Origin of the sequence: Labrys sp. 22185 (assembly GCF_052045555.1) — a bacterium.
Lineage (GTDB): Bacteria > Pseudomonadota > Alphaproteobacteria > Rhizobiales > Labraceae > Labrys > Labrys neptuniae.
The window spans coordinates 285,475-306,655 of sequence record NZ_JBQEPH010000005.1 but is presented as its reverse complement, the minus strand read 5'-3'; the positions used below and the strand labels follow the sequence as shown (position 1 = coordinate 306,655).

Annotated in this window: 22 protein-coding genes and 1 tRNA gene; 16 read left to right on the top strand and 7 right to left on the bottom strand. The window is 62.6% G+C overall.

What is annotated here, in order from left to right; genetic code table 11:
- Window position 1 precedes the first annotated feature (1 nt).
- Both ACTJKX_RS13255 and ACTJKX_RS13250 read right to left on the bottom strand, forming a co-directional pair.
- Entirely contained in the window at window positions 2–898 is an 897-nt protein-coding gene (locus tag ACTJKX_RS13255; RefSeq protein ID WP_311935411.1) for a cation diffusion facilitator family transporter, read from the bottom strand.
- A 140-nt stretch (window positions 899–1,038) separates the two neighbouring features.
- Window positions 1,039–1,641 (bottom strand): class I SAM-dependent methyltransferase, encoded by a 603-nt coding sequence (locus ACTJKX_RS13250; protein WP_440725528.1) that lies wholly within the window; start codon window positions 1,639–1,641, stop codon window positions 1,039–1,041.
- A gap of 111 nt (window positions 1,642–1,752) precedes the next feature.
- Between ACTJKX_RS13250 and ACTJKX_RS13245 the strand changes: the two genes are divergently transcribed.
- The 3 genes from ACTJKX_RS13245 to ACTJKX_RS13235 all read left to right on the top strand — a co-directional run bounded on the left by ACTJKX_RS13245 (window position 1,753) and on the right by ACTJKX_RS13235 (window position 3,901).
- Complete coding sequence (locus ACTJKX_RS13245) at window positions 1,753–3,057, top strand: MFS transporter (RefSeq protein WP_394308156.1); 1,305 nt, start codon at window positions 1,753–1,755, stop codon at window positions 3,055–3,057.
- Between the two features lie 72 nt (window positions 3,058–3,129).
- The gene (locus ACTJKX_RS13240) at window positions 3,130–3,576 is read left to right on the top strand and encodes an SRPBCC family protein (RefSeq protein ID WP_394308154.1); all 447 of its coding nucleotides are present in this window, start codon (window positions 3,130–3,132) and stop codon (window positions 3,574–3,576) included.
- On the top strand, window positions 3,563–3,901 hold the full coding sequence (locus ACTJKX_RS13235) for an ArsR/SmtB family transcription factor (RefSeq protein WP_394308152.1): 339 nt from the start codon (window positions 3,563–3,565) through the stop codon (window positions 3,899–3,901). The genes ACTJKX_RS13240 and ACTJKX_RS13235 overlap by 14 nt, the downstream gene beginning before the upstream one ends.
- A gap of 6 nt (window positions 3,902–3,907) precedes the next feature.
- Here ACTJKX_RS13235 and hisI read toward each other — a convergent pair whose 3' ends face one another.
- The 3 genes from hisI to folE all read right to left on the bottom strand — a co-directional run bounded on the left by hisI (window position 3,908) and on the right by folE (window position 6,786).
- On the bottom strand, window positions 3,908–4,318 hold the full coding sequence (gene hisI, locus ACTJKX_RS13230; protein ID WP_440725527.1) for a phosphoribosyl-AMP cyclohydrolase: 411 nt from the start codon (window positions 4,316–4,318) through the stop codon (window positions 3,908–3,910).
- A gap of 40 nt (window positions 4,319–4,358) precedes the next feature.
- Complete coding sequence (locus tag ACTJKX_RS13225; protein ID WP_440725526.1) at window positions 4,359–5,990, bottom strand: NADP-dependent glyceraldehyde-3-phosphate dehydrogenase; 1,632 nt, start codon at window positions 5,988–5,990, stop codon at window positions 4,359–4,361.
- A 148-nt stretch (window positions 5,991–6,138) separates the two neighbouring features.
- Window positions 6,139–6,786 carry a GTP cyclohydrolase I FolE gene (gene folE / locus ACTJKX_RS13220; protein ID WP_311935424.1) on the bottom strand — a complete coding sequence of 216 codons (648 nt, stop codon included), beginning with the start codon at window positions 6,784–6,786 and terminating at the stop codon, window positions 6,139–6,141.
- Window positions 6,787–6,932: 146 nt separating this feature from the next.
- On the opposite strand from folE, the gene ACTJKX_RS13215 reads away from it, so the two are divergent.
- The 5 genes from ACTJKX_RS13215 to ACTJKX_RS13195 all read left to right on the top strand — a co-directional run bounded on the left by ACTJKX_RS13215 (window position 6,933) and on the right by ACTJKX_RS13195 (window position 11,023).
- Window positions 6,933–7,370, top strand: coding sequence for an iron-sulfur cluster assembly scaffold protein (locus ACTJKX_RS13215; RefSeq protein WP_440725525.1), 438 nt, complete (start codon window positions 6,933–6,935; stop codon window positions 7,368–7,370).
- A gap of 360 nt (window positions 7,371–7,730) precedes the next feature.
- Window positions 7,731–8,060, top strand: a complete 330-nt coding sequence (locus ACTJKX_RS13210) for a hypothetical protein (protein ID WP_311935428.1) — start codon at window positions 7,731–7,733, stop codon at window positions 8,058–8,060.
- Between the two features lie 43 nt (window positions 8,061–8,103).
- The gene (gene yidD / locus ACTJKX_RS13205) at window positions 8,104–8,403 is read left to right on the top strand and encodes a membrane protein insertion efficiency factor YidD (protein ID WP_311935431.1); all 300 of its coding nucleotides are present in this window, start codon (window positions 8,104–8,106) and stop codon (window positions 8,401–8,403) included.
- Window positions 8,404–8,467: 64 nt separating this feature from the next.
- Window positions 8,468–10,420, top strand: a complete 1,953-nt coding sequence (thrS, locus tag ACTJKX_RS13200; protein WP_440725524.1) for a threonine--tRNA ligase — start codon at window positions 8,468–8,470, stop codon at window positions 10,418–10,420.
- Between the two features lie 72 nt (window positions 10,421–10,492).
- Complete coding sequence (locus ACTJKX_RS13195; protein ID WP_440725523.1) at window positions 10,493–11,023, top strand: metallophosphoesterase family protein; 531 nt, start codon at window positions 10,493–10,495, stop codon at window positions 11,021–11,023.
- Between the two features lie 43 nt (window positions 11,024–11,066).
- On the opposite strand, the gene ACTJKX_RS13190 is transcribed toward ACTJKX_RS13195, so the two are convergent.
- A complete protein-coding gene (locus ACTJKX_RS13190) occupies window positions 11,067–11,651 on the bottom strand; it encodes a TetR/AcrR family transcriptional regulator (RefSeq protein ID WP_440725522.1) in 585 nt (194 codons plus the stop codon).
- Window positions 11,652–12,551: 900 nt separating this feature from the next.
- Between ACTJKX_RS13190 and ACTJKX_RS13185 the strand changes: the two genes are divergently transcribed.
- Window positions 12,552–12,989 carry a VOC family protein gene (locus tag ACTJKX_RS13185; protein ID WP_311935441.1) on the top strand — a complete coding sequence of 146 codons (438 nt, stop codon included), beginning with the start codon at window positions 12,552–12,554 and terminating at the stop codon, window positions 12,987–12,989.
- A gap of 192 nt (window positions 12,990–13,181) precedes the next feature.
- Here ACTJKX_RS13185 and ACTJKX_RS13180 read toward each other — a convergent pair.
- A tRNA-Thr gene (locus ACTJKX_RS13180) sits at window positions 13,182–13,257 on the bottom strand.
- A gap of 147 nt (window positions 13,258–13,404) precedes the next feature.
- Between ACTJKX_RS13180 and ACTJKX_RS13175 the strand changes: the two genes are divergently transcribed.
- The 7 genes from ACTJKX_RS13175 to ACTJKX_RS13145 all read left to right on the top strand — a co-directional run bounded on the left by ACTJKX_RS13175 (window position 13,405) and on the right by ACTJKX_RS13145 (window position 21,042).
- Window positions 13,405–14,769, top strand: coding sequence for an L-serine ammonia-lyase (locus ACTJKX_RS13175; protein ID WP_440725521.1), 1,365 nt, complete (start codon window positions 13,405–13,407; stop codon window positions 14,767–14,769).
- Window positions 14,770–14,911: 142 nt separating this feature from the next.
- Entirely contained in the window at window positions 14,912–15,451 is a 540-nt protein-coding gene (locus ACTJKX_RS13170) for an AAA family ATPase (protein WP_440725520.1), read from the top strand.
- Between the two features lie 245 nt (window positions 15,452–15,696).
- Complete coding sequence (gene plsX / locus ACTJKX_RS13165) at window positions 15,697–16,770, top strand: phosphate acyltransferase PlsX (RefSeq protein WP_311935449.1); 1,074 nt, start codon at window positions 15,697–15,699, stop codon at window positions 16,768–16,770.
- Entirely contained in the window at window positions 16,770–17,747 is a 978-nt protein-coding gene (locus ACTJKX_RS13160) for a beta-ketoacyl-ACP synthase III (RefSeq protein ID WP_440725519.1), read from the top strand. The genes plsX and ACTJKX_RS13160 overlap by 1 nt, the downstream gene beginning before the upstream one ends.
- A 255-nt stretch (window positions 17,748–18,002) precedes the next feature.
- Window positions 18,003–18,320: an integration host factor subunit alpha gene (locus tag ACTJKX_RS13155; RefSeq protein WP_105862006.1), complete on the top strand. Its 318-nt coding sequence runs from the start codon at window positions 18,003–18,005 to the stop codon at window positions 18,318–18,320.
- Between the two features lie 307 nt (window positions 18,321–18,627).
- Complete coding sequence (locus tag ACTJKX_RS13150; protein ID WP_440725518.1) at window positions 18,628–19,284, top strand: MerR family transcriptional regulator; 657 nt, start codon at window positions 18,628–18,630, stop codon at window positions 19,282–19,284.
- A gap of 126 nt (window positions 19,285–19,410) precedes the next feature.
- The gene (locus tag ACTJKX_RS13145) at window positions 19,411–21,042 is read left to right on the top strand and encodes a phytoene desaturase family protein (RefSeq protein WP_440725517.1); all 1,632 of its coding nucleotides are present in this window, start codon (window positions 19,411–19,413) and stop codon (window positions 21,040–21,042) included.
- The last annotated feature ends 139 nt before the right edge of the window (window positions 21,043–21,181 follow it).

Sequence of the window (21,181 nt, the reverse complement as noted above, 5' to 3'; positions counted from 1 at the left end):
CTCAGGAGGCCAGCAGGACGGGCACGCCCTTGTGCTTGGCCTTCTCCTCCGGCTCGACATGAATGGTCACCCGCGCACCCTCGATCGCCTGGCGGAGCGCCAGTTCGATGCGGTCGCAGATGGCATGCGATTCGGTCACCGACATCGTGCCCTGCACCACCAGATGGAAATCGATGAAGATGATGCTGCCGACCTGGCGGGTCCTGACATCGTGGGCCTCCTGGGCACCCTCGCTGTGGGTAGCGATGATCTTGGCGATCTGGTCGAGGATTTCCGGCGGCGCGGAGGCATCCATCAGGCTGGAGACGGAATCGCGGATCATCACCCAGCCCGACCACAGAATGTTGACGGCGACGATCGCCGCCAGAATCGGGTCGAGGATCAGCCAGCCCGTCACGGCCACGAGGGCGACGCCGATCAGGACACCGCCGGACGACCAGACGTCGGTCATCACGTGCCGGCCATCGGCGACCAGGGCCGGCGAGCGCCAGGTCCGGCCCCAGCGCAGCAGAGTCACCGCCCAACCGAGATTGATCGCAGTCGCCACGGCATTCACTGCCAGGCCCAATGCAGGAGCATCCAGTGGCCTGGGTGCGAGAATGCCGTCATAGGCCTTGATCAGGATGAGGATCGCCGCCAGCACGATCATCACGCCCTCGATCACGGCGGAAAAATATTCGGCCTTGTGATGCCCATAGGGATGGCCGCCATCGGCAGGCTTGGAGGCCACCCGCAGGGCGATGAAGGCAGCGCCCGCCGCGACCACGTTGATGATGCTCTCCAGCGCATCCGAATAGAGCGCGAGCGAGCCCGTCAGCCAATAGGCGCCGAACTTCAGCGCAAGGACGACGAGGCCGACGCCGGCACTGGCGAGGGCGGCTTTCTGGGCGCGATTCATGGTGGTTCCTGGTTCATGCCCAGCCCCCTCAGCGAAGGTCTGTGCCGATGCGAGGTCCCTACTCCCGGAAACTGCCGTAAGGCCAGAGCAAATAGTATAGCCTCGGCTATCGGCCCCTCATGCCCGGCGTGCCAACTGCCTCAGCACCGGGCTTTGCGGGCCAGGACAAAGAGCCAGTCCGTCGGCTTGTTGTCATAACCACCACCCTTGGCCGCCTCGATCCCGACGCTCTCCCAGGGGCCGGGCCGATAGGCCTGTTCAAGCCAGTCGGCCGAAGGATAATTGTAATAGCGGCCGAACTGGTCCCGGCCCTCCGCTTCGCCAGCCTTGAAGCTGGCGTGGAAAACGCCGCCGGGCTTCAGCGCCCGATGGATCCTGCCGATGACCGCGGGCAGATCGGTGCGCGGCACGTGGAGCAGGCAGGCATTGGCCCAGACACCGTCATAGATCCCGACGGCGTCGATCGCCTCGAACAGCAGGACATCGACCGGCCGGCCGAGCCGCCGGGCGGCGGCATGCGCAATTTCCGGCGTACCATCAGTCGGCGTGACGTCGAAGCCACCGGACAGCATGTATTCGCTATCCTGTCCTGCACCACAGCCAAGTTCCAGGATGGCTCCGCCCGGAGCGATATGAGACAGAAACTGATCGAGGCGCCGTTTCTGTGCCACTTGTCCCCGCGTGGTGTAGGCAGTCGCCTGTTCAGCATAGAAAGCGATCGTCACATCATCTTTGGCAGACATTTGCGTTTCCTGTTTCACTTCCGGGCGCCCGGCGCGATAACGCGAATGCTTCGGCCCTTCTGCCGAATCAGGTCTCTCGCGATATTTCACAATTAATAGACGGAAAATAACATGGCAGGAAACGCTGAAGCCAACTCGGCTGCAGGCTCCGGTGGTGCCCAGACAGTGCCGGGCGGAATAGGTCGCATCGTTCTGGCGAGCCTGGTCGGCACCACGATCGAGTTCTACGATTTCTACATCTATGGAACGGCCGCTGCCCTGGTGATCGGGCAGACCTTCTTCCCGTCGACCGCGCCCGGTTCGCAGGCCCTCAACGCCTTCCTCACCTTCGGCATCGCCTTTCTTGCCCGGCCGATCGGCTCGATCCTGTTCGGCCATTTCGGTGACCGCATCGGGCGCAAATCGACGCTCGTGGCCTCCATGCTGGTGATGGGCCTGTCGACCACGCTGATCGGCGCACTGCCGACCTATGAACAGGCCGGCTTCCTGGCACCCCTGCTGCTGTGCATCCTGCGTTTCGGCCAAGGCATCGGCCTTGGCGGCGAATGGGGCGGTGCCGCCCTGCTCGCAACCGAGAATGCCCCGCAGGGACGGCGTTCCTGGTTCGGCATGTTCCCCCAGCTCGGACCGCCGATCGGCTTCTTCATGGCCAATGGCCTGTTCCTGGTCCTCCTGATGTTCCTCAACGAGGCAAGCTTCCTCTCCTGGGGCTGGCGCATCCCCTTCCTGATCAGCGCCGCTTTGGTGGCGATCGGCCTCTATCTGCGCGTCTCCATCAGCGAAACGCCGGAATTTCGCGAGGCCATGGCCCGCAACGAGCGCGTCGAGGTGCCCTTGCTCGAGGTGCTCCGGGACCATTGGGTACCCCTGATCCAGGGCTCCCTCGCCATCGTGGTGTGCTACGCTCTGTTCTACATCTCCACCGTCTTTGCCCTGGGCTATGGCGTCAATGCGCTGCATATTTCGCGCAGCGATTTCCTTGGCCTGCTCTGCATTGCCGTCATCTTCATGGCGATCGCCACCCCGATCTCCGCCGCCTTGTCCGATCGTTTCGGGGCTCGCCCCGTCTTGCTGATCTCCAGCGCGCTGGCGGCGGCCTCGGGCTTCTGCCTGCCCATCCTGCTTGGCAGCGGCAACAGCTTCGAGGTCCTCGTCTTCCTGTCGCTGTCGCTCGCGCTGATGGGACTGACCTTCGCGCCGCTCGGAGCCTTACTGCCAGACCTGTTCCCCACCAAGGTGCGCTACACCGGCGCCTCCAGCGCCTATAATCTCGGCGGCATCCTGGGCGCCTCGCTCGCGCCCTATCTGGCCCAGATCCTGCTGCAGCAGGGCGGCCTGCCCTGGGTGGGCTATTATGTCAGCGCAGCGGCGATCATCAGCTTTTTCGCCGTGCTGAGCATGAAACGGACCGGTTGACATATTAAGCAACCAAAAGGTTGCATAAATCATTACGATCTGACATAGATGCGCAACCAGGAGGTTGCAATTATGTCAGATCGTATCGAAAAGACCATCGAGCTGAACGCGCCCATCGAGCGGGTGTGGCGTGCCCTCACCGATCACGAGGAATTCGGCACCTGGTTCCGGGTCAAGCTGGACGGGCCTTTCGTGCCCGGCCAGATCTCGCGCGGCCGCATCACCTATCCCGGCTATGAGCATGTCATGTGGGAAGCCAAGGTCGTCAGCATGGACAAGCCTCGCCTGTTCTCCTTCACCTGGCATCCCTACGCCGTCGATCCGGACGTCGACTATTCCAAGGAAACCCCAACCCTGGTGGAATTCCATTTGCGCCCGACGGCGACGGGAACTCAATTGATCGGTATCGAGTCGGGCTTCGGTGCCATTCCCGCCCACCGCCGGGCCGAAGCGTTCCGGATGAATGATGGCGGCTGGGAAGAGCAGATGAAGAACATCAAAGCCTATGTCGAGACTTGATATCGCTCCACCGACCCAGGATCACGCGGCGACTTTCGCGGCATTGGGAGATCCGACCCGGCTCTCCTTGCTCGGCCGGCTCAGCAGCGGACAGGCGCAATCGATCGCCAAACTGTCGACCGATACGCGCCTGACGCGCCAGGCCATCACCAAGCATCTCCACGTCCTGGAAGAAGCGGGTCTGGTCTCGAGCCTTCGTGTCGGGCGCGAGACGCAGTTTGCCTACCGCCCCGAGCCGATCGAGGCCGCGCGCTCCTACCTCGACGAGGTATCCGCACAATGGGATGCCGCCTTCGCCCGGCTCAAGGCCTTCGTGGAGAAATGAGGGCGGTCACTCCGCCATCACCAGCCGTGCCGGCCCGCCATCCTCGCCCTTGACCACACGGTAGAAGCAGGAATGGCGGCCGGTGTGGCAACAGCCGCCATCGCCGCCGACCTCGACGCGCATGATCAGGGCATCCTGGTCGCAATCGGTGCGCAATTCCACCACGCGCTGCAATTGGCCTGACGTTTCGCCTTTACGCCAGAGCGCCTGGCGCGATCGCGACCAGTACCAGGCCTCGCCGGTCTCCAGCGTGCGGGCCAGGGATTCGGCATTCATATGCGCGACCATCAGCACCTCTCCATGCTCGGCACCGAGCGTCACCACCGTGATCAGGCCATCGCGGTCGAATTTCGGCGTGAAGACAAGGCTTTCTTCCAGGGAGGCCTTGTCGCCGGGCGCAGGGAACGAGGTCGTCATGCTGATACTCATGGGACGGGTGGCGGGAAACGCGTAGGGCTCAGAAGATGAAGTCCGTATGGATGAACTTCGACTTGTGGCTGCGCGTGATTTCGTCGAGCAGTTTCTTGCTGGGCTCGGTCTGCTTGGCGGCGATCATCGAACGGATCGAGAAGGACCGCAGCGCATCGGTGACAGAGAGCGTACCCTCCGCCGAATCCTTGCGGCCGGTGAAGGGGAAGATGTCCGGCCCGCGCTGGCACTGGCAGTTGATGTTGACCCGGCAGACCTGGTTCACCAGCGGATCCACCAGCGTGCCGATGTCATCCGCGCTGGTCGAAAAGATGCTGACCTGCTGGCCGTGCTCGGAAGTGATGACGTAATCCAGCGCCGTCTCGATGTCGTCGAAGGGCATCACCGGCACGATCGGCCCGAACTGCTCCTCGCGATAGAGCTTCATGCCCTCCGCCACCGGATAAACCACGGCCGGCCGGAACAATGTCTCGACCTCGTCCCCGCCGCCTTCGTTGACCACCCTGGCCCCCTTGGCCACGGCATCCTCGACGCAGGCCATCATGTATTCGGCCTTGGCCCTGTCGGGCAGTGGCGTGATGCTGACGCCCTTGTCCCAGGGCATGCCGATCCTGAGCTTGGCAAGCTCCTCGGTGAAGCGCTGCAGGAAACGATCGACGATGGAGCGGTGCACGATCAGCATCTTCAGCGCGGTGCAGCGCTGGCCGTTGAAGGACAGCGCCCCGGCAAGGCATTCCTTCACCGCCAGTTCCAGATCGGCATCGGCGAGCACGATGGCGGCATTCTTGGCATCGAGGCCGAGAATGGCGCGCAGGCGGTTGGTCTTGGGATGCAACTTCTTGAGATGGTCGGCGACCTTGCTGGAACCGATCAGGGTGAGTGCATTCACCTTGCCGGATTCCAGCAGATGCGGCACGATTTCCGCGCCCTTGCCATAGACGAAATTGACCACACCCGCCGGGAAGGCACTGCGGAATGCTTCCAGAAGGGGCTCGAACAGCAGGACACCGAAGCGCGGCGGCTTGAATACCAGGGTGTTGCCCATGATCAGGGCCGGGATCAGCGTGGCGAAGGTCTCATTCAGGGGATAGTTGTAGGGGCCCATACACAGCACGACGCCGAGGGGCGTGCGGCGGATCTGCCCGATGGTGCCCTCGACGATCTGGAAGCGTGAATTCTCATTGTCGAGATTGCGCACGGCATCGACGGTGGCGCGCATATAGTCGACGGTGCGATCGAACTCCTTCTCGGCATCCGGCAATGACTTGGCGATCTCCCACATGATCAGCCGCACGATCTCGCTGCGACGCGCCACCATCTGGCGGATGAAATCGAGCATGCAGGTGATGCGATCGGCGACTCGCATCGTCGGCCAGGCGCCGCGGCCATTGTCATAGGCGCCGACCGCCGCCGCGAGCGCGGCATCGGCTTCCGGGACGCCGCCGACGGGCACCGAGCCGAGGGTGACCGGCAGTAAGCGCCCTTCCCCATCGCGCAGGTGAATGGGTGAGATCACGCTCTGCTTCTCGCCGGTCCATGCTAGCAACTCGCCGTTCACCAGAACGCGATCCTGATGGATCTCGCCCGGAAGGCGAAACTCGGCAGGAATGTCCTCGGCCTTCGGGAACAGCGTTTTGAGCTCAGTCGATTGCAGCATCATCGGTACTCCTTCGAGACATGGCTGCCCCAACCCGTGCACGATCCATGCCACACGCGCGCCAGCGTGCAGCACGACTCATAAAGGGAATAAGACGCTCGAACGCCGAACGACAGCGCTCGTGACGAGCAGTGCCGCCGTCGGGTGTCGCTCAGCGTGCTTTGTAGGCGCGCTGTACCAGGGACAGGAAGTGCATCTGCTGCTGCGGCTCCGACTTGAAGATGCCGGTAAAGCCGGTCGTCACCGTGGAAACGCCCTGTTTCTGGATGCCGCGCATGGCCATGCACATATGCTCGGCCTCCAGCATCACGGCCAGTCCCCGAGGCTTGAGGCGCTCCTCGATGGCCTGGGTGACGTTGGCGGTGAGATGCTCCTGCGTCTGCAGGCGCCGGGCATAAATCTCCACCACGCGTGCCAGCTTGGAGAGGCCGACCACGCCGCCGCTCGGATAATAGGCAATATGGGCATGGCCCAGGATCGGCACGATGTGGTGTTCGCAATGCGAGTAGAAGGGGATGTCGCGCACCAGCACCATGTCGTCATAGCCGCCGACTTCCTCGAAGATGGTGTCGAGTTCTTCGCCGGCATCGTGCTCATAGCCCTTGAACATCTCGCGCCAGGCCTTGACCACCCGTTTGGGCGTGTCGATCAGGCCTTCGCGATCGGGATCGTCGCCGGCCCATTGGATCAGCGTCCGCACGGCGGCTTCGGCCTCCTTGCGTGTCGGGCGAGGCATAGGGGTGCGGGCGACGTCGTCGCGTTCCAACTTGGCCGCAGGCTTATCCACCAGTGCATCCATCAAAAGCTACTCCCACCGCCAAGGCAGATCGTCAAAAATCAGCCTTGCGGGTTTAGATCATACCGGCCTGGAGAACACCCCTCCCCAACCGACCCATTCATGCCTATATAGTTGAGAGCGAAGCGCATTCAATCAAGCGTCCACCCATGCTCGACGACGTCTATAATAAACGTATCCTCGAATTGGCAGCCAATATTCCGCGTATCGGCCATCTGCCGCGCGCAGATGCCGCAGCCACGGCCCATTCCAAACTGTGCGGCTCCACCGTTTCGGTCGAGCTGGCGGTTGAAGACGGCAAGGTCTCCGATTTCGCCCATATCGTGAAGGCCTGTGCTCTCGGACAGGCCTCCTCCTCCATCATGGCCCGCAATATCATCGGCGCGAGCGCCGACGAATTGCGGCAGGCGCGCGAGGCGATGCGCCGCATGCTCAAGGAGAACGGCCCGCCCCCCCAAGGCCGTTTTGCCGAAGCTGCTGTGCTGGAACCGGTGCGCGACTTCAAGGCCCGTCACGCCTCCACGCTGCTCACTTTCGATGCGGTGGTCTCCGCTTTCGACAGCATCGAAGCGAAGGCGGCGGAGTAAGGCTCGAAAAGGAGTGTCGATCTCCAGATCGACATTCTCGGAAACGGAGCCGTTGGATGATGTCGACCTGAAGGTCGACACTCCGGTTTGGGCATTTTCCGGAGCAGCCAGGAAGCCCACGACCTCAAGATTCGCCCTGCCCCTTGCGAATTATGACGGAAAAGCCCCATTCTGCTCTTGAACTTGCCGGTTTTTCCGGAAATGAGCATCGCGTTCGGAACGTTTTACGACTTGGTGGAATCACCAAGAATCGCAAAGACGCCTTAGCCAATCCTTTGGATTGGCTTGAGAACAAGGAGTTAGAGTAAATAGTCGTTCACGCTTGAACGCGCTTTGCTCTAGGTAAAGACGGGGGCGCCCATGTTGAAACTGATCCTGCGGCGAAACGTCAAGTCGGGGTTGATCGGCGGCAAGAAGTTCGAGGTTCATAGTCGCATAGAGACGGACAAGGATCTCGTCGCCTTGTTCAAGGGCTATCCCGACGAACTGGTGCTCGCCTATAAATCCATCTGGGCGGACCGCAGTCTTTCCCTCAAGCGCAGCGAATTCCTGCGCGGAACCAAGTTTACCGTCACTTCCCTCAACGAACTCATCGAGCTGGAGGAAAGGCTGCAATCGGCCTTCGACCAGGTCCGGCGCATGATCGAGATCGTCGAGACCTTCCAGACCGACATCGCCCTCGAGCTTTGATTTCGATTCCGGCCGGAGGCTCTCACCCCTGTCGCATCTCGTCATGACCTGGCCCCGCACTGCCGCACATCTCGTCATCCGTACCTACCAGGTCACGTTGTCGGCCCTGATCGGGCGACAATGCCGCTATTTTCCGAGCTGCTCGGAATTTGCCGACGAGGCGATCGAGCGCCATGGCGTGTGGGCGGGCGGATGGATGGGCTTGTTTCGGATCTGCCGCTGCCATCCTTGGGGCGGATCGGGCCTCGATCCCGTGCCGGAACGATTGCCCGCCGACACGAGCTGGTATAGACCGTGGCGCTATGGCCGCCGACGGCCTTTTACCTGCGATGAGGGGCAGTAGCCTCTCCTATATCACCTGAAATCGCTTACCTGCTTGGTTGGCAGGAGTGAGCCTGGAGAAAACTATGCCTGTTTTGACTTTTCCCGATGGCAATCAGCGTTCCTACGATGCCGGCGTGACCGGCAAGGCCGTTGCCGAGGGCATCTCCAAATCCCTCGCCAAGAAATCCATCGCCATGAAGCTCGACGGGGTGCTGACCGACCTCGCGGAGGAGATCGGTCGCGATGCCCGCATTGAGATCGTCACCCGCGAGAGCCCGGAAGCCCTGGAGCTGATCCGGCACGATGCAGCCCATGTCATGGCCGAGGCCGTGCAGTCGCTCTGGCCCGATACCCAGGTCACCATCGGCCCGGTGATCGAGAACGGCTTCTATTACGACTTCTATCGCGCCGAACCTTTCTCTTCGGAAGACTTTCCGAAGATCGAAGCGAAGATGCGCGAGATCATCGCCCGCAACGCGCCCTTCACCCGCGAGATATGGAGCCGCGACAAGGCCAAGCAGGTCTTCGCCGACAAGGGCGAGAAGTTCAAGGTCGAGCTGGTCGAGGCGATCCCCGCCGACCAGGATTTGAAAATCTACTACCAGGACAACTGGTTCGATCTCTGCCGCGGCCCGCATATGGTCTCGACCGGCCAGATCGGCACCGCTTTCAAGCTGATGAAGGTGGCCGGCGCCTATTGGCGCGGCGACAGCAACAATCCGATGCTGACCCGCATCTATGCCACCGCCTGGCGCAACCAGGAGGAGCTCGACCTCTATCTCAAGCAGATCGAGGAAGCCGAGAAGCGCGACCATCGCCGCCTCGGACGCGAGATGGACCTGTTCCATTTCCAGGAGGAAGGCCCGGGCGTAGTGTTCTGGCACGGCAAGGGCTGGACGATATTTCAGGAGCTGATCGCCTATATGCGCCGGCGCCTGAAGGCCGACTACAAGGAGGTCAACGCACCTCAGCTGCTCGACAAGCATCTGTGGGAGATCTCCGGCCATTGGGGCTGGTATCGCGAGAACATGTTCATGGCCAAGTCCGCCGGCGACGAGACCGAGGACGAACGCGTCTTCGCCATCAAGCCGATGAACTGCCCGGGCCATCTGCTGATCTTCAAGCACGGCCTGAAGTCCTATCGCGACTTGCCGATGCGCCTGGCCGAGTTCGGCGCCGTGCATCGCTATGAGCCCTCGGGCGCCCTGCACGGCCTGATGCGCGTGCGCGGCTTTACCCAGGACGATGCCCATATCTTCTGCACCGACGAGCAGATGGCGGCCGAGTGCCTGAAGATCAACGATCTCATCCTGTCGACCTATGCCGATTTCGGCTTCGACGAGATCGTGGTCAAGCTCTCCACCCGGCCGGAGAAGCGCGTCGGATCCGACGAGCTCTGGGATCGCGCCGAAGAGGTGATGATGCGGGTGCTCGAGCAGATCGAGGAACAGTCGGGCGGCCGCATCAAGACCGGCATCAACCCTGGCGAAGGCGCCTTTTACGGCCCGAAGTTCGAATACACCCTGAAGGACGCCATCGGCCGTGACTGGCAGTGCGGCACCACCCAGGTCGACTTCAATCTGCCGGAGCGCTTCGGCGCCTTCTTCGTGGATTCGGACGGCGAGAAGAAGACACCGGTGATGATCCACCGCGCCATCTGCGGCTCGATGGAACGCTTCCTCGGTATCCTGATCGAGAACCATGCCGGGCATTTCCCGCTCTGGCTGGCGCCCGAGCAGGTGATGGTGTGTACGATCACTTCGGACGCCGACGACTATGCTCAGGAGGTCGTCGCGGCTCTCAGGGCGGCGGGGCTGCGCGCGGAGATCGATCTGCGCAACGAGAAGATCAACTACAAGGTGCGCGAGCATTCCCTCGCCAAGACGCCGGTGATCTTCGCCCTCGGCAAGAAGGAAGGTGCGGAACGCACCGTCTCGATCCGCCGCCTTGGCTCGCAGGCCCAGTCGGTGCTGCCGCTCGACGAAGCGATCGCCGAACTGGTCAAGGAAGCGACCCCGCCGGATCTGCGGCGCTAGACCGGAGGGAGACCTCCTCCCCCATGCAATGGGCGTCGGCCTGCCGGCCGACGCCTCGGAACAGGCCATGCCGTGAGCAAGCTCTTCTTCACCGCCGACACCCATTTCGGCCATGAATCGATCATCCGCCTGTGCAAGCGCCCCTTCGACAGCGTCGAGGCGATGGATGAGGCCTTGATCGCGCGCTGGAACGGCAAGGTTGCCCCGAACGACGTGGTCTATCACATCGGCGATTTCAGCTTTCGCGCGGGCAAGCCGGCCGAGACCTATCTGGAACGCCTCAACGGCCAGATCCATCTCGTCCTCGGCAATCATGACGACCAGGCCAAGCTCGAGTCGACCGGGCGCCTGCGTTCGATCACCGAGATCAAGGAATTGCGCTGGAAAGGCCAGACGATCGTGATGTGCCATTACCCGATGCGCGAATGGCCGGGGGCCTGGCGTGGCGCCTGGCATCTGTTCGGGCATGTGCATGGCCGCCTCGACGGCGAGCCCTTCGGCTACAGCCTCGATGTCGGCGTGGACAGCCACAGCTACGCCCCTCTCGCGGCAGAGGAAGTCGCCACGCTGATGGACGGGCGTCAGCAGATTTTCGCGACCTGACGTCTATAGGACGGCGGCGGAAGGGCTGCGCTGTCGATCCGGATTATTCGGCGGCAACCTTGGCCGCAGGCTCGTTTCGCACGGTCAGCCCCGCCAGCACCATGTCGAAGATCTTGTCGACATAGGCCGCATCGGGCGGCGTCACGGTGGTATGAAAACGCTGGAAGATCGGCGACATGATCAGATCGAGCACGGTATCCGGATCGACATCGTCGCGGATCTGCTTCTTGTGCATGGCCGAGATCACGAAGGCCCGAGCGATTTCCTGGCGGCGCTTCATGACGATCTCGCTGAAGCGTTCCCGGAACGGACGCTCGAACTGCGCTTCCGCCAGCAGGGCCCTGGAGGCGCCTTCCATCATCGGATCGTTGAGATATTCAGCCAGGCGGCGCACATAGTTGCGGAAATTCACCATGGGCTCGCCGCCGGCGACCATGGGCGGCAGCACCTCGGTGCAACGGGCAAGATAGGCGTCGAGCAGGAGATCGGCCTTGCTGTCATACCAGCGATAGATGGTCTGCTTGCCCACCCCGGCGAGAGCCGCGATGCGTTCGACCGAGATATCGCGATAGGGAGCGCGTTCGAGCAATTCGGCCGCTGCATGCAAAATCGCCTTATGCGTTTCCATGCAGCGCGGTCTTCCGACGGGTCGTGCCGCCTGCTGCGCAATGGCCACCGACAACTCCTATAAATGTCAAGAATATAATCTAGACGTAATGTCTCATATATAAACGCATTTCTGCTTGTTTTCAATCAACCTGACCTTGCATGGCTGCTTCGCCTCCCGTGTCGACGGCTGGAAATTAGCAAAACGGCGGCCTGGAACGGCCAAGGCCCGGGACTGTCCATTCGTGATCGGCTCGGAAGGCACAGTCCCCCACCTCACGAAAATTTCAAGACGCCCCGTTTCATATCTCTTGCATTTAGAGACGAAGCGTCTTATAAACACGGACATGGATGGCACGGCAATCGTTTCATTGGATTGCGGCCTCTCGACGGTAAGTGTTCAAGCGTATCGTCAGTTTGGTAACGATTGTTAGCACGTAAGAGTAGATGAAGGCGCGTTTGCGCCGTTCGATATTGCATAGTTTGATTTCTATTCGGGCGCCGCACCTCCCCAACAGGTGCGGCGCTTTGTTTTTGTAATCCCTTCCTCTCGACAACCACACAGGACGATACTTATCGCTTGCCGGGCGGTAACAATGTACTCGTGCTTTCCCAACCGAAATCCGGCGGGGTCTGCGGATTCGATCCGATCCGTTTTCCCGGATGGAAATCTGTCGGCGCCTGTCTCGATTGAAAACGGGCCGGGCTATATTTAGCCATCTAAGGCTCCCGCCGCGAATGAGGCTGCTCGCTGGCGGCGCAGTGACGGGCACGTCATCGCCCCCCCGGGGGCGCCCGATGCGATCGGTCGCGACTGAAATGCTTCATCAGGTTCGAGATACCAGGCTGCGCCGAGCACCGCCCCCTCGCCCACGCAGTTTTAAGCGTTTACGGCCTGGACGACCCCTTGTAGATTGGACGCATGGCACTCAAGCGCATGGACAATGTCGGGATCGTCGTTGATGACCTCGCAGGGGCGATCGATTTCTTTCGCGAGCTCGGCCTCGAGTTCGAAGGGCAGGCCACGATCGAAGGCGAATGGGCCGGACGGGTCACCGGGCTCGGCGATCAGCGCGTCGAGATTGCCATGATGCGCACGCCGGACGGCCACAGCCGGCTCGAACTATCCCGCTTCCTCACGCCGCCTGTCGTCGCCGATCACCGCAACGCCCCGGTGAACGCTCTAGGTTATCTGCGCGCCATGTTCACCGTTGATGACATCGACGACACGCTTGAAAGGCTCCGTCGACGCGGCGCGCAACTCGTAGGCGACGTCGTCCGATATAAGGACGTGTATCGACTCTGCTACATCCGCGGGCCTGGCGGGCTGCTCATCGGCCTTGCCCAGGAACTCGGCTGACGACACCGACAAGAGTGCCCTTCGCCCTGTCCGCCTTTGAGCCTTGCCACGACTTGCCGGGCGACGGATCGCAAGTCACCGCCACCGGAGAGCTCATTCCGAATGTGGCGTCGGACCACCCAGCGCCAGAACGAAATTCCTTCGCCAGCCGCACAACGGCAGAGTCCGAACAATTGAAACTGAGGGGGAGGATGGTGCCGGTTGCGGGACTTGAACTCGCGACCTACCGCTTACAAGGCGGTTGCTCTACCAGCTGAGCTAAACCGGCGTCGGTTTTGGGGTAGCAATTCGGGCCTCTTCGCGCAAGTTTCCTGTGCAACGAAAGTTGGTGTAACATTTGTTACGCTCCACTCGATGGTGGTGCGTTTCGATTGTGAGGGTCCAGCTGCAACAGTTTGGTGGGAACTCAACGCCGATGATCAGTGTCTTCGACATCTTCAAGATCGGCATCGGCCCCTCGTCTTCGCACACTGTCGGCCCCATGCGTGCCGCCAATCGCTTCGTGCAGTCGCTCCGCAAGCAGGGCCATTTCATCCACACCCACCGGATTGAAACCGTGCTTTACGGCTCGCTGGCCTGGACCGGTCACGGGCATGCCAGCGATATCGCCGTGATCCTGGGCCTCGCCGGCGAGGAACCGGAAACCGTCGATCCCGAGACCGTCGCCGCGATCGTCGAAGACGCCACCAGCAAGGGCATGCTCGCCCTCGGCGGCCGCCGGGCCATGAGCTTCGAGCGCAACCGCGACATCGTCTTCGATCGCAAGACGCAACCCAAGGGCCATCCCAACACCCTGTCCTTCACGGCCTGGAACGAGGGCGGCACTGCCCTCCCCACGGAATTCTACTATTCCATCGGCGGCGGCTTCGTGCTGGCCGAGGGGGAAAGCGCAGCGACGCTGGCGACGGTGGACGTTCCCTACCCTTTCGGCAGCAGCGCCGACCTGCTGCGCCATGGTGTCGAGCACAATCTGAGCATCGGCGGCATCGTGCTCGCCAACGAAATGGCGAGCCAGCCCGAAGCCACCATCCGCGAGCGGCTCGCCGGCATCCGGTCCGTGATGAATGCCGCCATCGACCGCGGCATGAGCCAGGAGGGCGAATTGCCGGGTGGACTGCGGGTAAAGCGCCGCGCCAAGGCCTTGCACGATCGCCTGCTCACCGATATCGGCCGCAATGTCCGCGCGCCGCACGAGGTGATGGACTGGGTTTCCCTCTTCGCGATCGCCGTGAACGAAGAAAATGCTGCCGGCGGGCGGGTGGTGACGGCGCCCACCAACGGCGCTGCCGGCATCGTACCGGCGGTACTGCGCTACTATCGGGATTTCTGCGACTATTCGGAGGCCGGCGCCGACGAGTTCCTGCTCACGGCCGCCGCAATCGGCATGCTGTTCAAGATGAACGCCTCGATCTCGGGCGCCGAGGTCGGCTGCCAGGGCGAGGTCGGGGTCGCGGCCTCGATGGCGGCGGGCGGGCTTGCCGCCGCGCTCGGCGGCAATATCGCCCAGGTCGAGAACGCGGCCGAGATCGGCATGGAGCATCATCTCGGCATGACCTGCGATCCGATTGGCGGCCTGGTGCAGATTCCCTGCATCGAACGCAATGCCTTCGGGGCCAACAAGGCGATCGCCGCCGCCTCCCTCGCCTTGCGCGGCGACGGCACCCACAAGGTCAGCCTCGATCAGGTGATCACCACCATGCGCGTCACCGGCGCGGACATGCAGTCCAAATACAAGGAAACCTCGCAGGGGGGCCTCGCCGTCAATGCGGTGGAGTGCTGACGCCTATCGACTCGCTTCCTGGGGTCGGCTCCGAACCAGGCGCAATCGATGCCTCGTGACGGCGATGACAAAGACTTGCGCCGCTTCGATGCAAGCTCAATAAGGCTGCGACCTTCCTTGTCCGCCGATTATGTTAGAGCCAATGACCGACCTTGCAGGCCAGATCCTCATTCTCACCGGCCCTCCGGGTTCGGGAAAGACCACGACGGCACAAGCCCTTGCGTCCGAACCAGGCGCGCCGGCCGTGCATCTGCACGCCGACGATTTCTGGCATTTCATCAAGAATGGCGCGATCGCGCCCTATCTGGCTGAAGCCCATCATCAGAATATGGTGGTGATCGACGTTCTGGTCAGCGCAGTGCAAGCCTATGCTCGTGGTGGCTATTTCGTGATCCTGGACGGCATTGTCGGTCCCTGGTTCCTGGGGCCGTTCAGGGCGCTCGCCTTGCCGGTCCACTATGTGGTGCTGCGCCCGCTCCTGGCAGCTGCGATCGAGCGCTGCCGCCTGCGCGGCGGCGACACCCTGAGCGATCCCGAACCGATCACCGCGCTGCACCGGCAATTCTCCGATCTGGGCGCGCTCGAACGCCATGTCATCGCGACGGAAGGGCAGGATCGTGCCGCCACGCTGGCGGCCGTCCGCGAGGCCGTTGCCGGCGGGAGGTTCCGGCTGGCATCCTGAAGCGCCGGAGAAAGTGTCCTGCGGGGCGAAGTGAGGCAAGCATGCATTTTCTTGCAATCGCGCCCTTCCTCACCATGATTTTGACGTGAGAATCGGTCAATCGACGGCTTCTACATCCTGGCCGTGCCTAAATTCCGGCCGTCAACCTTCGCTACACTCTTGTGGTGCATGGTCTTTTGCTGCAAAACGCAGCGCCTCCCCCGCCGTGCACAGCGGCCAGACGCAACAGGGCAACCGAACACTTCATGGCTTCCGACAATCGGGCTTCGAAAATTCGTATCGCTCTCGACGCGATGGGGGGCGACCACGGCCCCACGGTCGTGATTCCGGCCGCCGAGCTGGCGCTGACCCGCCATCCCGACCTGAGCTTCTCCTTCTATGGCGATGAAGCCGCCATCGCCCCGCTGCTGGCCGCCCGCCCGCGCCTTCAGGCCGTTTCCAGCGTCCATCACACCGATGTCGCCATCCGCATGGACGACAAGCCGAGCCACGCCCTGCGCTATGGCCGCAAGAAATCCTCGATGTGGCTGGCGATCGATGCCATCAACAAGGATGAAGCCGATGCGACCGTCTCGGCCGGCAACACCGGCGCGCTGATGGCGATGGCACGCTTCTGCCTGCGCACGCTCGCCGAGATCGACCGTCCCGCCATCGCCGCGCTGTGGCCGACCCTGCGGGGCGAATCGATCGTGCTCGACGTCGGGGCCTCCATCGGCGCCGATTCCAACGCCCTGATCGACATGGCGGTGATGGGCGCGGCCATGGCCCGTATCGTGCTGGGCGTGGAACGCCCCACCGTCGGCCTGCTCAATGTCGGTGTCGAGGAGGTCAAGGGTCTCGAAATGGTGCGCGAGGCCGGCCGCATCCTGCGTGAGACCAGCCTGCCCGATTTGACCTATCATGGTTTCGTCGAGGGCGACGACCTCGGCAAGGGCACCGTCGACGTGGTGGTGACCGAAGGTTTTGCCGGCAATATTGCGCTCAAGACCGCCGAAGGCACGGCCAAGCAGATCGCCTCCTATCTGCGTTCGGCGATGTCGCGTACCCTGATGGCGCGCATCGGCTATCTCTTCGCCCGCGGTGCCTTCCAGGCCCTGCGCGAAAAGCTCGATCCCAACCGTGTCAATGGCGGCGTCTTCCTCGGCCTCAACGGCATCGTGATCAAGAGCCATGGCGGCGCCAATGCCGAAGGCTACGCTGCCGCCATCGATCTGGCCTATGATATGGTGAAACAAGAACTCATGACGAAAATCACCGAAAGCCTGAGCTTCGACCACCGCGCCGTGATGGCCGCCGCCAGCAATCCGGACGCTGCATAATGGCGACAATCCGTTCTGTTATCCGGGGCATCGGCTCCTATCTGCCCGAGAAACGCGTCACCAATGACGAGTTGTCCAAGCTCGTCGACACCTCCGACGAGTGGATCGTGCAGCGCACCGGCATCCGCGCCCGCCACCAGGCCGCAGAGGGTGAATTCACCTCGCATCTCGCCACCAAGGCGGCCGAGCACGCTTTGGCCGATGCCGGCCTGAAGGGCTCCGATATCGACCTGATCGTGCTGGCGACCTCGACGCCCGACAACACCTTCCCAGCTACGGCCACCACCGTGCAGGCCAATATCGGCATGACAGGCGGCGCTGCCTTCGACGTGCAGGCCGTGTGCACCGGCTTCGTCTACGGGCTTTCCATCGCCGACAATTTCCTGCGCTCGGGCTCGGCCAAGCATGCGCTCGTCATCGGCGCCGAGACCTATTCGCGTATTCTGGACTGGTCGGATCGTACCACCTGCGTGCTGTTCGGTGACGGTGCCGGCGCCGTGGTGGTGGAAGCCACCATGAATGACGGTTCGATCCACGATCAGGGCGTGCTGGCCACCAAGCTGCGCTCGGACGGGCGGCACAAATCGAAGCTCTTCGTCGATGGCGGCGCCTCCACCACGGGCACGGTCGGCAAACTGCGCATGGACGGCAAGGAAGTCTTCAAGCTTGCCGTCGGCATGGTGCCGCAGATCATTATCGACACCATGGACGATCTCGGCCTGGCCTATGACGCGGTGGATTGGTTCGTGCCGCACCAGGCCAATGCCCGCATCATCCACGCCACGGCCGAAAAGCTCGGCCTGCCGCCGGAGAAGGTGGTGCTCACCGTTGCCGAGCACGCCAACACCTCCTCGGCCTCGATTCCCCTGGCGCTCGATACGGCCGTCAAGGACGGGCGCATCAAGCGAGGGGACCTCGTCCTGCTGGAGGCCATGGGCGGCGGCTTCACCTGGGGCGCGGCCCTGATCCGCTGGTAGTCTGACGAATTTGACGGTTGCCGAACCGAGGTCGAAGCGAACACCGGTTTCGATTGGTGGTTGACCTTGACCGATTTCGTCAATAGCTTCGCGTTTTCAGTGACATAGAGTCGGGACTTCAGTGCCGGCCCTGCTGGGATGATTTGCGGGGCGGATTCGTGGCGGGACAGGCTTCCCGCCGTTCCGGGCTGCATCGAACGGATAACAGACAGGTGGCCTCTTCACGGAGCCTGTCCAACGTGGGGCATGAAAGCGATGGCGGGAAATACCGTCACAAGAGCAGATCTTTGCGAAGCGGTTTACCAGAAAGTAGGCCTGTCGCGGACCGAGTCGTCGGAACTGGTCGAGATGGTCCTGCATGAAATCTCGAGCTGCCTCGAACGGGGCGAGACGGTGAAGCTGTCGTCCTTCGGCTCCTTCGTCGTGCGCTCCAAGGGCGAGCGTATCGGCCGCAACCCCAAGACCGGCAAGGAAGTGCCGATCTCCCCGCGCCGTGTCATGGTCTTCAAGCCTTCCAACATCCTCAAGGCCCAGATCAATGGCGAGAATGTCGATGGCGTCACCGACGACTAATCGGGCATTGGCCTCGGTCAGCCAAATCAATAATGGACTGATCAGTCCTTTTTTCTGCGAGATGGGAAATTCCGGTCTGCTGGCGCTGGCCGCCCGCATGGCGAGGCATCCCTGAAGCGGCCCGCAGCGACAGCCGTCATCACCTGTCGGCAATGGGCATTTCTTTCCTCCTCAAACGGTTTCAAACTACCATCCGATGAAGTTTTGGGTTGGAAACAAGTGATAAACGCTTGTCTTTCATCACAGAATCGGACGAGTGATAGGGGAAAGGCACGATTCGCCGCTTTCCGCTCGGGAGTCCGGCAGCATGGAAAAAGCACCTGACGCGTTCCGCACCATCAGCGAGGTCGCCGAGGATCTCGACCTGCCCCAGCACGTCCTGCGCTTCTGGGAAACCCGCTTCAGCCAGATCAAGCCGCTGAAGCGCGGTGGTGGGCGTCGCTATTATCGCCCTGACGACATCGATCTGCTCAAGGGCATTCGCTACTACCTCTATGGCGAAGGCTACACCATCAAGGGCGTGCAGCGCATCCTCAAGGAGCGTGGCAACCGGCATGTGATCGAGATCGGCCGCGCGCAGAATGAGGATTATGTACCACCCGTCGCGGTGATCCCGCGGGCGGACGAGGAAGAGCGCCGCCGTGAGCGGGCCGAATGGCCGGAGGCGGAGGCTCCTGCATTGGGTGATCCGGCCGGGGACTATGACGAGGGCGATGATCGGATCGAGCCGGTCTTCGACGAAGAGTCCGAAGCTTACGAGCCGCCGCCAGCCCAAGCCTCGCTGCCGCTGTCATCCCTCGCGGGACCGCCCATGCGCAGCGAGCCGCGCCCCGCACCGCCTCCGCTCGCGCAGGCTGAAAGCGGCAGTGGATTGTCGCTGGGCGACGAGCGTCGCAGACGGCTGCAGACGGTGCTGCTGGAACTCGGCGAGTGCAAGCATATCCTGGAAGCCGCCCGCGGCTGAGAAGCCGAAGCGGCACAGCAGGTGCCACATCCGCCTCTTGGAGGCGCGGCATAGGCGGCATAAGAAGGAGCCGACGGGACGTCCGCGGCGCCAGCCGCTGCGTCATAACAAGAAGGCTTCGAGGAATTGGCTGACGCAACTTCGCCCTCGGTCCACAGCGCGAACACTCCCTATGACGCGGTCATCATCGGCGGTGGCCATAACGGCCTGACCTGCGCCTATTACCTCGCGCGAGCTGGCCGGCGGGTCAAGGTGCTGGAGCGCCGTTCCGTCGTCGGCGGCGCCGCAGTGACGGAGGAGTTCCATCCGGGTTTCCGCAATTCCGTGGCCTCCTACACGGTGAGCCTGCTCAATCCCAAGGTCATCCGGGACATGGAGCTGGAGCGTCACGGTCTCAAGGTGGTCGAGCGCCAGGCCTCCAATTTCTTTCCCTTCCCCGACGGACGCTACATCCTCTCCGGCGAAGGCCGCACCCAGAGCGAGATCGCCAAGTTCAGCCAGAAGGATGCCGCCCGCTTCCCGGCCTATTGCGACGAAATCGACACCATTGCCGACGTGCTGCGCGACCTCATTTTGGAGACGCCGCCCAACATCTCCGACGACGGCTGGTTAGGCTCGCTGCCGGAATTGCTGCGCGCCGGAAAACTCGGGCGTCGGCTATCCAAGCTCGACATGCATCATCGCCGCGTGCTGCTCGACCTCTTCACCAAATCGGCGAGCGACTATCTCGACGGCTGGTTCGAAAGCCCGGAAGCCAAGGTCTTGTTCGGCTTCGATTCCATCGTCGGCTCCTATGCCGCCCCCTCGACACCGGGCTCGGCCTATGTGCTGCTGCACCACGTCTTCGGTGAGGTGAACGGCAAGAAGGGCGCCTGGGGCCATGCCATCGGCGGCATGGGCGCGATCACGCAGGCCATGGCCAAGGCCGCCCGCGAGGCCGGTGCGGAAATCGAGACGGAGGCCCCGGTCCGCCGGCTCATCGTAGAGAAAGGCGTCACAGCCGGCGTCGAACTGGAGGATGGCCGGGTCATTCGTGCCAAGGCCGTCGCGGCCAATATCGGCCCGCGCCTGCTCTTCGACAAGATCGTGCCCGAGGAAGCCGTGCCGGCCGATTTCCTGCAGCGCATCCGCCGCTTCAAATGCGACTCGGGCGTGCTGCGCATGAATGTCGCGCTCTCCGAATTACCCAGCTTTACTGCCCTACCCGGCAAGGAACAGGGCGTCCACCACACCGCCGGCATCATCATCGGGCCTAGCCTCGATTATATGGAAGATGCCTTCCTGGAGGCCCGCCGCCTCGGCTGGAGCCGGCAGCCCATCGTCGAGATGCTGATCCCCTCAACGCTCGACGACACGCTCGCGCCCAAAGGCCAGCACGTCGCCAGCCTGTTCTGCCAATATGTGGCGCCGTACCTGCCGAACGGCGAGAGCTGGGATGCCCATCGCGAGGAAGTCGCCGACCTGATGATCGACACGGTGGAGCGCTATGCCCCGGGCTTCAAGCAGAGCGTGCTCGGGCGCCAGGTGCTGACGCCCCTCGACCTCGAACGCGTATTCGGGCTTGTCGGCGGCGACATCTTCCACGGCACTCTGTCGCTCGACCAGCTCTTCTCGGCCCGGCCGATGCTCGGCTACGGCGATTACCGCACGCCCGTGAAGGGGCTTTATATCTGCGGCTCGGGCACCCATCCCGGCGGCGGCGTCACCGGCGCCCCCGGCCACAACGCCGCCCGCGAAATGCTCTGCGACCGGGTGTAGTCCACCGTCATCCCGCGCGCGGTGCAGCACGAAGTGGTGCACCGCAGACGCGGGACCGCAATGAGAACGAGATCCATTCCTTGGGCGATCCCGGATCTACGCTGCACCACTTCGTGCTGCTGCGCGTCCGGGATGACCG

Excerpts from the sequence above, each read along its gene's own strand:
- hisI (WP_440725527.1), bottom strand. The coding sequence starts at position 4,318 with ATGACGACCTCGTTCCCTGCGCCCGGCGACAAGGCCTCCCTGGAAGAA.
- folE (WP_311935424.1), bottom strand. The coding sequence starts at position 6,786 with ATGGATGCACTGGTGGATAAGCCTGCGGCCAAGTTGGAACGCGACGAC.
- ACTJKX_RS13155 (WP_105862006.1), top strand. The coding sequence starts at position 18,003 with ATGGCGGGAAATACCGTCACAAGAGCAGATCTTTGCGAAGCGGTTTAC.
- ACTJKX_RS13190 (WP_440725522.1), bottom strand. The coding sequence starts at position 11,651 with ATGGAAACGCATAAGGCGATTTTGCATGCAGCGGCCGAATTGCTCGAA.
- ACTJKX_RS13185 (WP_311935441.1), top strand. The coding sequence starts at position 12,552 with ATGGCACTCAAGCGCATGGACAATGTCGGGATCGTCGTTGATGACCTC.
- plsX (WP_311935449.1), top strand. The coding sequence starts at position 15,697 with ATGGCTTCCGACAATCGGGCTTCGAAAATTCGTATCGCTCTCGACGCG.
- thrS (WP_440725524.1), top strand. The coding sequence starts at position 8,468 with ATGCCTGTTTTGACTTTTCCCGATGGCAATCAGCGTTCCTACGATGCC.
- ACTJKX_RS13225 (WP_440725526.1), bottom strand. The coding sequence starts at position 5,990 with ATGATGCTGCAATCGACTGAGCTCAAAACGCTGTTCCCGAAGGCCGAG.
- ACTJKX_RS13170 (WP_440725520.1), top strand. The coding sequence starts at position 14,912 with ATGACCGACCTTGCAGGCCAGATCCTCATTCTCACCGGCCCTCCGGGT.
- ACTJKX_RS13255 (WP_311935411.1), bottom strand. The coding sequence starts at position 898 with ATGAATCGCGCCCAGAAAGCCGCCCTCGCCAGTGCCGGCGTCGGCCTC.
- ACTJKX_RS13245 (WP_394308156.1), top strand. The coding sequence starts at position 1,753 with ATGGCAGGAAACGCTGAAGCCAACTCGGCTGCAGGCTCCGGTGGTGCC.
- ACTJKX_RS13215 (WP_440725525.1), top strand. The coding sequence starts at position 6,933 with ATGCTCGACGACGTCTATAATAAACGTATCCTCGAATTGGCAGCCAAT.
- ACTJKX_RS13175 (WP_440725521.1), top strand. The coding sequence starts at position 13,405 with ATGATCAGTGTCTTCGACATCTTCAAGATCGGCATCGGCCCCTCGTCT.
- ACTJKX_RS13240 (WP_394308154.1), top strand. The coding sequence starts at position 3,130 with ATGTCAGATCGTATCGAAAAGACCATCGAGCTGAACGCGCCCATCGAG.
- yidD (WP_311935431.1), top strand. The coding sequence starts at position 8,104 with ATGACCTGGCCCCGCACTGCCGCACATCTCGTCATCCGTACCTACCAG.
- ACTJKX_RS13250 (WP_440725528.1), bottom strand. The coding sequence starts at position 1,641 with ATGTCTGCCAAAGATGATGTGACGATCGCTTTCTATGCTGAACAGGCG.
- ACTJKX_RS13235 (WP_394308152.1), top strand. The coding sequence starts at position 3,563 with ATGTCGAGACTTGATATCGCTCCACCGACCCAGGATCACGCGGCGACT.
- ACTJKX_RS13210 (WP_311935428.1), top strand. The coding sequence starts at position 7,731 with ATGTTGAAACTGATCCTGCGGCGAAACGTCAAGTCGGGGTTGATCGGC.
- ACTJKX_RS13150 (WP_440725518.1), top strand. The coding sequence starts at position 18,628 with ATGGAAAAAGCACCTGACGCGTTCCGCACCATCAGCGAGGTCGCCGAG.
- ACTJKX_RS13160 (WP_440725519.1), top strand. The coding sequence starts at position 16,770 with ATGGCGACAATCCGTTCTGTTATCCGGGGCATCGGCTCCTATCTGCCC.